General features: G+C 66.1%; 10 protein-coding genes and 1 pseudogene. 8 read left to right on the top strand and 3 right to left on the bottom strand.

What is annotated here, in order from left to right:
- Nucleotides 1-19 precede the first annotated feature (19 nt).
- The 5 genes and pseudogenes from ASPHE3_RS01675 to ASPHE3_RS01655 form a co-directional block, all read left to right on the top strand.
- Nucleotides 20-904, top strand: a complete 885-nt coding sequence (locus ASPHE3_RS01675) for a LysR family transcriptional regulator (protein WP_013599496.1) — start codon at nucleotides 20-22, stop codon at nucleotides 902-904.
- Nucleotides 905-1,040: 136 nt separating this feature from the next.
- Nucleotides 1,041-1,955 (top strand): 5-dehydro-4-deoxyglucarate dehydratase, encoded by a 915-nt coding sequence (gene kdgD, locus ASPHE3_RS01670; RefSeq protein ID WP_013599495.1) that lies wholly within the window; start codon nucleotides 1,041-1,043, stop codon nucleotides 1,953-1,955.
- Between the two features lie 34 nt (nucleotides 1,956-1,989).
- On the top strand, nucleotides 1,990-3,603 hold the full coding sequence (locus tag ASPHE3_RS01665; RefSeq protein WP_013599494.1) for an aldehyde dehydrogenase (NADP(+)): 1,614 nt from the start codon (nucleotides 1,990-1,992) through the stop codon (nucleotides 3,601-3,603).
- Entirely contained in the window at nucleotides 3,600-4,928 is a 1,329-nt protein-coding gene (locus ASPHE3_RS01660) for an enolase C-terminal domain-like protein (protein WP_013599493.1), read from the top strand. Before ASPHE3_RS01665 ends, ASPHE3_RS01660 begins: the two co-directional genes overlap by 4 nt.
- A gap of 128 nt (nucleotides 4,929-5,056) precedes the next feature.
- Nucleotides 5,057-6,214, top strand: a pseudogene (locus tag ASPHE3_RS01655) (MFS transporter); the annotation flags it as partial.
- Nucleotides 6,215-6,408: 194 nt separating this feature from the next.
- Here the strand turns inward: ASPHE3_RS01655 and ASPHE3_RS21350 are convergent.
- Both ASPHE3_RS21350 and ASPHE3_RS01650 read right to left on the bottom strand, forming a co-directional pair.
- Complete coding sequence (locus ASPHE3_RS21350) at nucleotides 6,409-7,572, bottom strand: beta-ketoacyl-[acyl-carrier-protein] synthase family protein (RefSeq protein WP_254363103.1); 1,164 nt, start codon at nucleotides 7,570-7,572, stop codon at nucleotides 6,409-6,411.
- Complete coding sequence (locus ASPHE3_RS01650) at nucleotides 7,502-9,259, bottom strand: peptide chain release factor 3 (protein WP_013599491.1); 1,758 nt, start codon at nucleotides 9,257-9,259, stop codon at nucleotides 7,502-7,504. Before ASPHE3_RS01650 ends, ASPHE3_RS21350 begins: the two co-directional genes overlap by 71 nt.
- Nucleotides 9,260-9,521: 262 nt before the next feature.
- Between ASPHE3_RS01650 and ASPHE3_RS01645 the strand changes: the two genes are divergently transcribed.
- The gene (locus ASPHE3_RS01645) at nucleotides 9,522-9,737 is read left to right on the top strand and encodes a hypothetical protein (protein WP_013599490.1); all 216 of its coding nucleotides are present in this window, start codon (nucleotides 9,522-9,524) and stop codon (nucleotides 9,735-9,737) included.
- Between the two features lie 421 nt (nucleotides 9,738-10,158).
- Complete coding sequence (gene disA / locus ASPHE3_RS01640) at nucleotides 10,159-11,235, top strand: DNA integrity scanning diadenylate cyclase DisA (RefSeq protein WP_013599489.1); 1,077 nt, start codon at nucleotides 10,159-10,161, stop codon at nucleotides 11,233-11,235.
- Between the two features lie 66 nt (nucleotides 11,236-11,301).
- On the opposite strand, the gene ASPHE3_RS01635 is transcribed toward disA, so the two are convergent.
- Entirely contained in the window at nucleotides 11,302-11,994 is a 693-nt protein-coding gene (locus ASPHE3_RS01635) for a hypothetical protein (RefSeq protein ID WP_013599488.1), read from the bottom strand.
- 300 nt (nucleotides 11,995-12,294) lie between these two features.
- Here ASPHE3_RS01635 and ASPHE3_RS01630 point away from each other — a divergent pair, with 300 nt between their 5' ends.
- A complete protein-coding gene (locus ASPHE3_RS01630; RefSeq protein WP_013599487.1) occupies nucleotides 12,295-13,113 on the top strand; it encodes an HhH-GPD family protein in 819 nt (272 codons plus the stop codon).
- The last annotated feature ends 51 nt before the right edge of the window (nucleotides 13,114-13,164 follow it).

Below are 13,164 nucleotides of genomic sequence, written 5' to 3'. Positions count from 1 at the left end.
GTGATACCCGGAGGGCATCATGTTTACATTCGACCAACTGGCAGGCTTCATTGCCGTCGCCGAGGAACTGCACTTTGGACGTGCAGCCGAGCGACTGAACATGACCCAGCCCCCGCTGAGCCGCCAAATCCAAAAACTTGAAAAAACAGTCGGCGCTGAACTGCTGGAGCGGGACAACCGCAAAGTCGAACTGACCTCTGCAGGGCAGGCGTTCCTGGACGAGGCCCGGCGGTTGATGGCGCTCGCCGAACGGGCCCCCGGCACTGCAAGGCGCATCGCCTCCGGACGCTCCGGCGTGCTCCGTATCGGCTTCACCGCGGCGAGTGGTTTCAGCATCCTGGGCCCCCTGCTGGAGGAGCTTTCCGGGATCATCCCGGATGTGGACATCGACCTGCAGGAACTCGTGACGGGCGACCAGTTGAATGGCCTGCTGACCGGCGAGCTTGATCTCGGCTTAGCCCGGCCCCCCTTCGACAGGGAGACCTTCGATTCCCACTTGCTGTACCGGGAGTCCTTGGTGCTGGCCGCTCCCACCGGCCACCCGCTGACCCTGCTCGCCCGGGACATCACGGCCGAAGACTTCGAGGACGAGCCGCTGATCATGCACTCCCCCACCCAGGCCCGCTATTTCTACGACCTCGTGGTCCGCATGCTGCCAATACGCCATGCCAACGTTGTGCACACGGTCAGCCAGATCCTCACCATGGTGTCCCTGGTGTCCGCCAACAGGGGTCTGGCCTTCGTCCCCCATTCAGCCACACTGCTGGGCATTAAGGGCGTTGAGTTCCTGCCGCTTGGCGTGGGCAACGAGGAGCAGGTGGAATTGCACGCTTTATGGAACCGCCGGATCACCAACCCCGCGCTGGCACGCCTGTTGCGCGACCTCGAGTTCTCCATGGAGTAACCCGTGCCGGGGGCAGTTATGCCTCAAAGGTATCAATACATACAAAAGTGCACTTAGACAGGCATCAGCACCGCTCCTACGCTGGGAAGGAATCATCACCCCGCCGCCCGCGGCACACACACCGGAGGACCACATCGTGGCAAAGTACTCACCCCAGGAACTGGCGGACACCCTCAAGGAAGGCCTGCTGTCCTTTCCTGTCACTTCGTTCGACGCAGAGCTGCAGTTCGACGAGGAGAACTACCGCAAGCACCTGGCGTGGCAGGCGAGTTTCCCGGTGGCCGGCCTGTTCGCGGCAGGCGGCACGGGCGAGGGCTTCTCCCTCACCCCGGCCGAATCCGCGCACGTTGTCCGGACCGCCGTCGATGAAGTGGGAAGCCAGGTGCCCGTCCTCGCCTCGGCCGGCGGGTCCACCATGCAGGCAATCGAGAACGCCAAGGCCGCCGAAGCCGCGGGGGCGGAGGGCATCCTCCTGCTGCCGCCGTATCTGACCGAAGCCGACCAGGAGGGGCTGATCGAACACGTCAGCGCCATCTGCAGCGCCACCTCCCTGGGCGTCATCATCTACAACCGCGCCAACGCCATCTACAAGGACACCACCGTTGCCGCATTGGCAGAGCGACATGAAAACCTCATCGGCTTCAAGGACGGCGTGGGCGACCTCGAGCACGACGCCCGGGTCTACGCCAAGCTCGGAGACCGGCTCTTCTACCTGGGCGGCCTCCCCACAGCCGAGACCTTTGCCCTGCCCTTGCTCCAGCTCGGCATGAGCACCTACTCCAGTGCCATGTACAACTTCGTTCCGCAGTTCGCCCTGGATTTCTACCGGGACGTCCGCAACAACGATCGCGTGGCCGTCAACAAGAAGCTGAACGACTTCGTGATCCCCTATCTGGACATCCGGGACCGGGTGAAGGGCTACTCTGTCTCCATCGTCAAGGGCGGCCTCGACGCCATCGGCCGCTCGGCCGGACCTGTCCGCCCACCGCTGCAGAACCTCGCAGAGCAGGACCTTGCCGACCTCGAGGCCCTGATCGCCAGCGTTTCCTGACCGTCCCTGATCCCCTCTCCTAGGAGTAATCATCGTGACCCTCACCGGACACTCCCTGATCGCCGGACAGACCGTCGTCGGCGAAGGCAAAACGGCCTTCGGCTTCAACCCGGCCACCAATGAACAGCTGGACCCCGCCTACTCGCTGATCACAGCGGACCAGTTGAAGGCCGCCACGGCCGCGGCGGCTGAGGCCTACCCGTCGTTCAGCACGCTGGATCCGGAAACCCACGCCGCTTTCCTGGAAGCCATCGCGGACAACATCGAGGCCATCGGCGAGGAACTCATCATCCGCGCCGGCCAGGAGACCGGGCTGCCTGCGGCAAGGCTGCAGGGCGAACGGGCCCGCACCACCGGGCAGCTGCGGCTCTTCGCCGATGTGGTCCGCCAGGGCGACTTCCGCGGCGTCCGCATCGACCCGGCCATCCCGGACCGTTCCCCCCTGCCCCGCGCGGACATCCGCCAGCGCCAGATCCCGCTCGGTCCCGTGGCCGTGTTCGGTGCCAGCAACTTCCCGTTCGCGTTCTCAACGGCGGGCGGGGACACCGCCTCAGCCCTCGCCGCAGGCTGCCCGGTCATTTTCAAGGCACACAACGCCCACCCCGGCACCGGGGAACTGGTGGGGCACGCGGTGGTCAAGGCCGTGAAGGACTCCGGCCTGCACCCAGGCGTGTTCTCCCTGGTCTACGGCCCCGGTGCGAGCATCGGCCAGGCTCTCGTGGCGGACCCGCACATCAAGGCCGTGGGCTTCACCGGTTCCCAGGCTGCCGGCATCGCCCTCATGAAGACCGCCGCCGCCCGGCGCGAACCCATTCCGGTCTATGCCGAAATGTCCTCCCTGAATCCTGTCTTCGTCTTCGAAGGCGCCCTGAACGGCTCCGCCGAACACATCGACGCACTCGCGCAGCAGTACGTCACCGCTGTCACCGGCAGCTCCGGCCAGCTCTGCACCTCCCCCGGCCTCCTCTTCGCCCCCGCCGGCGAGGCAGGGGACAAACTCGCAGCCGCCGTCGCACGCGCTGTTTCCGCCTGCTCCGGGCAGACCATGCTTACCGAAGGAATCGCCGGATCCTGGAACGCCGGAACTGAAACACTGGGCAGCGCAGCAGGCGTTGACCTGATCGGAAAAGGCCTGGAAGGCGCCACCCGGAACGCTCCGGCCCCCACCATCTTCGGCACCCAGGTCCGCGACTTCGTCACCAACCACGTCCTGCATGAGGAAATCTTCGGCGCCGCCTCCCTGGTGATCCGCTACAACACCACCGAAGAGCTCCTCGACGCCGCGGCACGGATCGAAGGCCAGCTCACCGCCTCGCTGCACCTGGCCGAAGAGGATTATCCGACGGCGGCACCCCTGATCCCGGTCCTGGAGCAGAAAGTGGGCCGCATCATCGTCAACGGCTGGCCCACCGGCGTCGAAGTAGGCCACGCCATGGTCCACGGCGGCCCCTTCCCCGCCACCTCCGATTCCCGCAGCACCTCGGTGGGTACCCTGGCGATCAACCGGTTCCTCCGGCCTGTCGCCTACCAGAACATCCCCCAGGAGCTCCTCCCCCAGCCGCTCCAGGACACCAACCCCTGGCACCTCAACCGCCGGATCAACGGCGACGTGGTTCCCGCTGCACAGAAAGCAGAGGTCGGCGCATGAGCACGCAGCCCACCATCACCCGCATCGAAGTTGTTCCGGTTGCCGGATACGACAGCATGCTGATGAACCTCAGCGGCGCCCACGGCCCGTTCTTCACCCGCAACGTGGTGATCATTACCGATTCCCACGGCCGCACCGGCCTTGGCGAGGTGCCCGGCGGTGAGAAGATCCGCACCACCATCGAGGAAGCCGGCGCCCTGATCAGCGGCAAACCGGTGGCACGCTACCGTTCGCTGCTGCGTGAGATTGCCGCTGGGTTCGCCGACCGCGACGCTGGGGGCCGCGGCCTGCAGACCTTCGACCTGCGCACTACGGTCCATGCTGTCACTGCCGTCGAGTCGGCGCTGCTGGACCTGCACGGCCAGTTCCTCGGCGTCCCTGTCGCTGAACTGCTCGGCGACGGACAGCAGCGCACCTCGGTGCCGATGCTCGGCTACCTTTTCTTCATCGGCGACCACGCCCGCACCGACCTGCCCTACCTCGTTGAGGACGCACCTGCCGACCGGTGGGAAAAGCTCCGCCGCCAGGAGGCAATGACCCCGGAAGCCGTCGTCGCCCTCGCCGAGGCGGCCCAGGAACGCTACGGCTTCAGCGACTTCAAACTCAAGGGCGGCGTGCTCTCCGGTGACGACGAAGTGGACGTTGTCACTGCCCTCGCCAAGCGTTTCCCGGAGGCCAGGGTCACGCTCGATCCCAACGGCGGCTGGCTCCTGGACGAAGCCATCCGGCTGGGCAAGCGGATGCAGGGCGTGGTGGCCTACGCCGAGGATCCATGCGGTGCCGAAGGACGGTTCTCGGGCCGCGAGGTGATGGCCGAATTCCGCCGCGCCACCGGACTGAAGACTGCCACCAACATGATCGCCACGGACTGGCGGGAGATGTCCCACGCCATCCGGAGCAACGCCGTGGACATCCCGCTGGCGGATCCGCATTTCTGGACCATGCACGGCTCAGTTCGCGTCGCGCAGATGTGCCACGAGTTCGGCCTTACGTGGGGCTCGCACTCGAACAACCATTTCGACATCTCACTGGCCATGTTCACCCACACCGGCGCAGCCGCCCCGGGCGAAATCACCGCCCTGGACACGCACTGGATCTGGCAGGACGGCCAGGGTCTGACCAAGGAACCGCTGCAGATCAGGGGCGGCGCCATCGAAGTCCCCAACAAGCCCGGCCTGGGCATCGAACTGGACCGGGACGCCCTGGACAAGGCGCACCAGCTGTACCTGGAGCACGGCCTCGACGCCCGTGACGACAGCATCGGCATGCAGTACTACATCGACGGCTGGTCCTTCGACCCCAAGCGGCCCTGCCTGGTCCGCTAGCAACTGCGCCTGGCAAATTATGCCGGCTGCAGTCCAGTAAAGTGGTGGGGTCGCCGTGAGCGGCCCCACTGCGTTGTGCCGGGCCCTGCAGCCGGCCTGCGTTATCCAATCCCCTAAGGAAACATTCAATGATGTCTGTGGACAATGCTGTCTCGGACGTGGCCTCGGCCACGAAGAAGTTCTTCAAGCGCGTGCTGCCCATCATGCTGGTGATGCTGGTCTGCAACCAGCTCAACCGCTCCAACATCGGTTACGCGCAGGACCACCTGCAGGCTGATGTGGGCATCGGTGCCGCCGCCTACGGGTTTGGGGCGGGACTGTTCTTCATCGCCTACGCCATCTTCGAACTCCCAAGCAACGTGATGATGGAAAAGTACGGCGCCAAAGTATGGCTGACCAGGATCATGGTCAGCTGGGGCACGGTCTCCTTCCTGATGGCTTTCGTGCAGAACGAAACCATGTTCTACGTGCTGCGCTTCCTGCTGGGCGCCGCCGAGGCCGGCTTCTTCCCCGCCGTCATTTTCTACTTCGCCCGCTGGGTCCCGGCAGGCCAACGCGGCAAGGCCACTGCGATCTTCATTGCCGGCTCCTCCATTGCCGCCGCAATTTCCGGCCCCATCGCCGGCATGCTCCTCAGCCTCCACGGCGCGCTCGGCCTGCGCGGCTGGCAGTGGCTCTTCGGCTTTGAGGGCGCCCTGTCTGTGGTGGTCGGTTTCGCAGTGTTCTTTGTCCTGGATGCCAGGATCAAGGACGCGAAATGGCTTTCCGCCGCGGAAAAGGACGCCCTGACCCGCACCATCGCTGCTGAGGACGCGCAGCACACCCCGGCAGGGGGCGGCAAGGTGAACCGCTGGAAGATGCTGCTCAACCCGCAGATCCTGCTGCTGTGCGGCATCTACTTCTCCGTGCAGCTGTCCATCTACGCCAACACGTTCTGGCTCCCCAGCATCATCAAGCAGATCCCCGGCACCACCGACCTCACTGTCGGTTTCCTCTCCTCCATCCCCTGGGTCTGTGCCGTATTCGCCATGTACTTCGCGGCGAAGCTGCAGGACAAGGCCAGGTCAAAGAAGCCGCTGCTGGCGGTTGCCCTGCTGGTCGCCGCCGTCGGAACCTTTGCGGCAGCCATCGCGTCGCCGGTGATGGCGCTGGTGTTCCTGGCCATCGCCGCGATGGGCTTCAAGAGCGCATCCCCGCTGTTCTGGACCATCCCGCAGTCAGGCCTGCACCCCATGGTGCTGGCCCCGGCCATCGCCATCATCAACTCGCTGGGAAACCTGGGCGGCTTCGTGGCGCCGTTCGGCTTCGGCATCATCAAGGAGCAGACCGGCAGCGTCATTCCGGGCCTGTTCGCGCTGGCCGCCGCCTCGACCATCGCCGCTGGCCTGGTGTACTTCCTCAAGGAGCGCCGCAGCGCAGAACCGGCCGTCGATACCGGGGACGTTACCGTGCAGGCACCGGTTCCGGCGTTCTGGCGTAGTCAGGCGCCGGTGATCACCAAAGCAACGCTGTGCCCGCCGAAGCCGAAGGCGTTCACCAGCCCGGCCGGGGCGTTCTCCGGCGGGAGGTGGCGGACGGCTTCGGTGACGACATTGAGGTGCACTTCCGGGTCCAGTTCCTGGACGTTGAGGGTTCCAGGAAGCATTCCGGTGCGGAGCGCTTCCACCACCACGACGGCGGCCAGCGCGCCGGCGCCGCCCAGCAGGTGGCCGGTGTGGCCCTTGGTGGAGGTGACGGGAATGCCGGAGCCGAAGATGGCATTGATGGCCTGCCCCTCAAGCCTGTCGCCCACGGGGGTGGACGTGGCGTGGGCGTGCACAAAGCCGATGTCTTCGGCGGCCATGCCGGCGGATTCGAGGGCCTTCTGCATCACCCGTCGCTGCATGGCGGGATCGGCGGCAACAATATCGTTCGCATCGGAGGTCACCGATCCACCGGCAACCGCGCCCAGCACTTCGGCGCCGCGGGCGCGGGCGTGCTCTTCGCTCTCGAGCACCACAATCCCGGCGCCCTCTGCCAGCACAAATCCGTCACGTCCGCCGTCGAACGGGCGCGATGCCCGCTGCGGATCTTCGTTGCGGGTGGACAGCGCGCGGATCTGGGAGAACCCGGTGATCACCAGGTCATTCACAGAGGCGTCCACACCGCCGGCAATCACCACGTCGGCCGCTCCTGAGCGGATCATCTCGGCTGCCTGGACAATCGCCTCAGCCCCGGAGGCACACGCGCTCACCGGCGTCCGGGCGCCGCCACGGGCACCGAGGTCGATGGAGACCCAGGCCGCGGGCCCGTTGACCATGAGCCTGGTGAGGGTATGCGGCGAAACCTTTCGGGGTCCGGATTCGGCAAGGGTCCGGTCCTGTTCGATGGTGGAACCGAGCCCGCCATACGCGGAGCCGATCACCACGGCGAAACGCTCGGGGTCCACTTCAGGGGCCCCCGCCTGATTCCAGGCTTCCCGGGCGGCAATGAGTGCGAGCTGTCCGCAGCGGTCCATGCGTTTCATCTCGCGGGTACTCAAATGCCCGGAAAGGTCGGCAGTAACCTGTCCGGCCATCTTCACCGGCAGCTGTTCAGCCCACGCTTCCTCGAGTGGGGCGATGCCGGACTTGCCGGCAGTCAGCTCGGCCCAGGTTTCGGGCACCGAGGCACCCAGCGGATTTATGGTCCCGACGCCGGTGACCAGCGCGCGCGGTTGTGATGCGGTCATGTCGGCCTACTTTGCGGGGGTTGTGCGTGCCGATGGGCACGAGGGTGAGGTCCGGGTGGTTCTTTTCAATGCGGCGGAGCGCCCAGACGTCGTTGAACAGGGCGAGGTATTCGCCGTCGGACCGCAAAAGCACCTCAGCGCCCGGCACATTGGCCAGCGCAGGCATGGCGTCCGCCGTCGAAATCCTTGCCAGGGAGTAGGGCAGGCGCTCCAGGCGCATGGGCGCGCTGAAGTCATGCGCCATGCGGTCCTCCACCACTTCGAACTGCATGGGCCCGACGGCGGCAAGCACCGGAGCCTGGTCGCCGCGGACGTCCGAGCGGAGCACCTGGATGACGCCCTCGTGTTCCAGCTGTTCGATGCCGCGGCGGAACTGCTTGAACTTGCTGGGGTCCTTGGAGCGCGCCACCTGGAAGTGCTCAGGGGCGAACAGCGGGATGGCCGGGTATTCCACCGGGCCCTCAAGGAAGAGGCTGTCCCCCACGCGGAGGGAGGACGCGTTGACCAGGCCCACGACGTCGCCCGGGTAGGCCTCGTCGATCACTTCGCGTTCCCGGCCGAACACCTGCTGGGCATACTTGGTGGCGAACGACTTGCCGGTGCGGGTCTGCGTAACCACCATGCCGCGCTCGAAGACACCGGAGCAGACACGGATGAAGGCCACGTGGTCCCGGTGCGCCTTGTTCATGCCTGCCTGGACCTTGAAAACGAAGCCGGAGAACGGGGATTCAACGGGCCGCGGGTTGCCGTCAACGTCCGGGCGTGGAGCTGCGGGCGGGGCGAAGTCCACCAGGGCGTCCAGCAGTTCCTTGACGCCGAAGTTGAGGGCGGCGGAGCTGAACAGGATGGGGGTGGCCTTGCCTGCGTGGAAGGCCTCGACGTCGAACTCCAGGTTCGACTCGATCACCAGGCCGGCTTCATCCACGGCGTCAGTCCAGTTGCTGCCCTGGCTTTCGGCGGCTTCCTCCGGCGTGAAGTACTCCGTGAGGGCGATCTGCGCACCGGCATTGTTGCGCTGGAACCGGGCGAAGCGGTCGTTGCGCAGGTCCCAGACGCCGCGGAAGTCGCCGGAAATCCCCACGGCCCAGGTCAGGGGCATGGGCTGCAGGCCGGTGCGTTCGGTGATTTCGTCCATCAGGGCCAGCGCGTCCAGCCCGGGCCGGTCCCACTTGTTGATGACTGTGATGATCGGCAGGTTCCGCTGCTTGCAGACCTCGAAAAGTTTCATGGTCTGGGTTTCCAGGCCCTTGGCGGCGTCCACCAGCATCACAGCGCAGTCGACGGCGGCCAGCACCCGGTAGGTGTCCTCCGAGAAGTCGGCGTGGCCGGGGGTGTCCAGGAGGTTGATGACGGTGTCCCGGTAGGAGAACTGCAACGCCGCCGAGCTGATGGAGATGCCGCGGTCCTTCTCCATCTGCATCCAGTCGGACACGGTCTCCTTGCGGTTGGCCTTGCCGCTGGAGGCTCCGGCCGTGCCGATCACTTTCGCATGCAGGGCCAGCGCCTCGGTGAGGGTGGACTTGCCGGCGTCAGGGTGGGAGATGACAGCAAAGGTCCGGCGCCGGCCCGCCTCTTTGTGGATACCGGAGATCCGGGCGGGGGTCAGGACATCTTGGGACACGGTGCTACTTTCGCTGCGGTTGGGACTGCCCGGCGCTGCCTTTGAGGCACTGCGGCGTGGGGGCCTGCAAGAATCGGGCTGGCAAACAGCCAGGTTCCAGTTTATCGCAGGGCTCCAAACCGGCCGCGGAGTCCGCTTAACGCCCGTGAAACCGGACGTTCAAGGCCGTGAAACGACTTCCGGTTAGCGTGACCGCATGATCACCTTCGGCAACCCCGCGCGCGAATGCCACCTGCGCCACGCTGAAAGGATCTGAGCGGCAGTGCAGGGTCTTTCTTTTTCCGGCAACCTGTTCTTCGATCCCTTGGCCACGGGCTTGGCACCCGCCAGGGTGCAGGATCCTGATTCGCGCGGGAACGCAGTTGAGCGCCCGCGGCGTGGCACCCAGACTCCCGCCGAGCAAAAGGCGCTCCGGGCCGCCTCGCTGTCCAAGGTGAGCCGCGATCTGGAGCGGATGCTGCGGGAGCGGAAGCGCTGAGTAAGCAGGAACGAAATGCCCGTGCTGAAGTTGCGCGTACCTGCGACGCCCTTATTCAGTTCCGACCCGCATATTCGTTGACGCACCGGGAATACGGGCCGCGCAGTCGAACGCGCGCGTCGAAAACGAAATCACGAGTCGCAGGCTCGGGGGCGGGAGCGGCTCCGGGCGTCCCGGGCGGGGCGGGACAGCAACGCGAGATGCCGCAAAATGCCCTGCTGCCGCCCGCCGTCGAACGCGTTCCTGAGCCCTTCCGCCACACCCCCTAACGGGGCACTTTAGGGCTTGCTGGTGCGGAAGACGGCATTCCTTACCCCTATCATTGAGCTTGCGGGAAACAGAGCATTTTCTGGTCCTGCCGGCAACCTGCTGAAGCCGGCATTCTTGCGGGCGGCGGTCCGCACCTTTGAAGGGAACATCTATGGCGCGGAGCCCCGAAGAATCACTCAGGGCAACCCTGGGCAGGGTGGCTCCCGGCACTCCCCTCCGCGACGGCCTCGAGCGGATCCTGCGGGGACGGACCGGAGCGCTGATCGTCCTGGGCTCGGACCGCACCATCGACTCCATCTGCTCCGGCGGTTTCGACATCGGCATCGACTTCTCACCGACCCGCCTCCGCGAGCTCGCCAAAATGGACGGCGCCATCATCTGTGACAAGGACGCCGGCAACATCCTCCGCGCGGCCGTCCAGCTGGTCCCCGATTCCAGCATCGAGACCCAGGAGTCCGGCACCCGGCACCGCACAGCCGAACGCGTAGCCATCCAGACCGGCGTGCCCGTCATCTCCGTCAGCCAGTCCATGCAGATTATCGCGCTGTACGTCAACGGCCTGCGCCATGTCCTGGAGGGCTCGGAGAAGGTCCTTGCCCGCGCAAACCAGGCCCTCGCCACCCTTGAGCGCTACCGCTCGCGCCTGGACCAGGTCACCAGCTCGCTCTCGGCACTGGAAATCGAAGCAATGGTGACGGTCCGGGACGTGGCCGTGACGCTGCAGCGCCAGGAGATGGTCCGCCGCATCTCCGAGGAAATTTCGCAGTACGTCCTGGAACTGGGCGAGGACGGCAGGCTCCTCTCGCTCCAGCTCGACGAGCTGACGGTGGGCAGGGGCCCCGGCAGCGACGTCATCATCCGCGACTATGCAAGCCCCAACGCCTCCGCAGAGGACATCGAGAAAGCCGTCAGCGCGCTGGTGAACCTGGGCCCCACCGAGCTCATCGACCTGGGCAAGATATCCGGGATTGTAGGATTCGCGGGCGGCGAAGCCAATCTTGATGCCGTGGTCCAGCCCCGCGGCTACCGCCTGCTGTCCGGGCTCAAGGCAGTCCCGAAAGCTGTAGCGGACCGCCTTGTTGACCACTTCGGCGGGCTGCAGTTCCTCATGGCCGCGACCATCGACGACCTGATGACGGTGGACGGCATCGGCGACCAGCGCGCGCGGACCGTGCGCGAGGGCCTCAGCCGGATGGCGGAAGCAAGCCTGCTGGACCGTTTCCTCTAACCTCCATCGGTTGCTCCGTATTCGTCCTTTTGGAGGCTGAAAACGGCATCTACGGAGCAGTCGATGTTAGAGGAGCTGAAAAACGGCCTTCGGGCTGGCCTTGGAGCCAAGCCTTGCCGTGAAAATGTAGTACGCGCCGCCGGCGCCCGGCTTGGCCTCCACCGGCTGGCAGCCCTCGACGCTCCGGTTGCGGGGCCAGGGGAAGTTGGCTGTTTCGCTGGCACCCGGTGCGATCACCTTCACCAGGTCCTCGCTCTTGGCCTGGCAGTCCCGGGATGAAAAGATCCGGTCTGCCCCGCTGGTCACCAGGAACTCCATTTGGGAGGTGCCGATATTGACTTCACAGGGCATGGTGCCGCCATTGGTTACCTTGAGCGTAAGCATCGGGTTTTCCCCTGGCCCGTATGCTGCCTTGTCCGTTGACGCGGAAACAGTCACCAGGTTCTGGTTGCATCCAGGCGTTGCCGACGGTGTGGGCGTGACGGCAGGTTCCGACGCGGATGCAGATGGCGACGCGCCGTCCGAAGGTCCGGCAGGCGCCGTCGCCCCGGCCGTGGGGTCCGTGGAGGAAGCCTGCTCCGACTTTCCGCTGAATGCACCGGCAACTGCGAAGGCGGTCACCAGCGCGATGACCAACAGAAGCGCCCCGCCCACAAACAGCCGACGGCGGCGGTACACTGCCGCACTTGGCTTGCGGACGGCGGTGGAACCGGATGCCGGTGCCCCGCCGCGTGCTGATGAATTGCCTTCCCTGCCCATACTTCTAGGCTAGGGAACTGCCCCGCATCTGCTAACCACCACGCCGCCGCGCCGCCAACGATCTGGTCACATCCGGTTTTCATCCGGCCGGAACACATCCATTACAGTGTTGGCATCGACACTGCATCCTCCACTGCCGCCTTTTCCGCGCTTCCTGCCGGCCCCGCAGGCCCCGCCGGAGGGACCGCGGAACTCAACACGCTGCACGAGCGGATCAACGCCTGGTTCGCCGAAACGGCCCGCCCCCTCCCCTGGCGTGAGCCGGACTGTTCGCCCTGGGGCATCCTGGTCAGTGAGATCATGCTGCAGCAGACGCCCGTGGTCCGGGTGCTTCCCGTCTGGCACGAATGGCTGGAGCGCTGGCCCACCCCGGCAGGGCTCGCGGGAGAGCCGGCAGGCGAAGCCGTCCGGTCGTGGGGCCGGCTGGGTTACCCGCGCCGGGCACTCCGGCTTCATGCCGCCGCCGCAGCCATCACTGAAAAGCACAAGGGTAAGGTCCCGGATACCTACACGGAGCTGCTGGCCCTCCCCGGGGTGGGCAGCTACACGGCCGCAGCGGTGGCAGCTTTCGCCTACGGCCGGCGGGAAACCGTGGTGGATACCAATATCCGGCGCGTCCACGCCCGGCTGGTTTCAGGAACAGCCCTCCCCGCCCCAGCCCTGACCGCGGCGGAAATGCGGTTGGCAGCCTCGCTCCTGCCGGCTGCCGACGCCCCTTCTGTCCGGTGGAACGCAGCGGTCATGGAACTCGGGGCGCTCCTGTGCACTGCAAGGGCACCCAAGTGCGGCGCCTGCCCGGTCAACGACCTCTGTGCCTGGCGCGCGGCAGGCGAGCCGCCGCCGTCGTACATCCCTAAAGGCCAGGCCTGGCACGGCACCGACCGCCAGGTCCGCGGCGCGGTAGTTGCTGTCCTGAGGCTTGCCGAGGAGCCCGTGCCCGCCGAGATGTTCCATCACGAGCCCGCGGACCTGGGGTTCGCGCCGGCCGGAATCGGCGTGCCGCTCGCTGCCCTCCACCGCCTCAACTCGGCCCCGGAGCAGCTGGAGCGGGCACTGGCTGGACTGCTTGCGGACGGTTTGGCGGAACTGCACGACGGCGGATACCGGCTTCCTGCCTAACGTGCGCCAGAGCAGACGCTGCGCCGGCTGGCATACTTCTTGGTGACTGGA

Origin of the sequence: Pseudarthrobacter phenanthrenivorans Sphe3, from assembly GCF_000189535.1 — a bacterium.
Classification (GTDB): Bacteria; Actinomycetota; Actinomycetes; order Actinomycetales; family Micrococcaceae; genus Arthrobacter; species Arthrobacter phenanthrenivorans.
The sequence above is the reverse complement of the archived record's forward strand: the minus strand, read 5'-3'. Positions and strand labels throughout refer to the sequence as shown.

Bases quoted from the DNA above. Each gene is read 5' to 3' on its own strand.
- ASPHE3_RS01675 (WP_013599496.1), top strand. From the start codon at position 20: ATGTTTACATTCGACCAACTGGCAGGCTTCATTGCCGTCGCCGAGGAA.
- ASPHE3_RS01660 (WP_013599493.1), top strand. From the start codon at position 3,600: ATGAGCACGCAGCCCACCATCACCCGCATCGAAGTTGTTCCGGTTGCC.
- disA (WP_013599489.1), top strand. From the start codon at position 10,159: ATGGCGCGGAGCCCCGAAGAATCACTCAGGGCAACCCTGGGCAGGGTG.
- ASPHE3_RS01635 (WP_013599488.1), bottom strand. From the start codon at position 11,994: ATGGGCAGGGAAGGCAATTCATCAGCACGCGGCGGGGCACCGGCATCC.
- ASPHE3_RS01630 (WP_013599487.1), top strand. From the start codon at position 12,295: ATGCTGCAGCAGACGCCCGTGGTCCGGGTGCTTCCCGTCTGGCACGAA.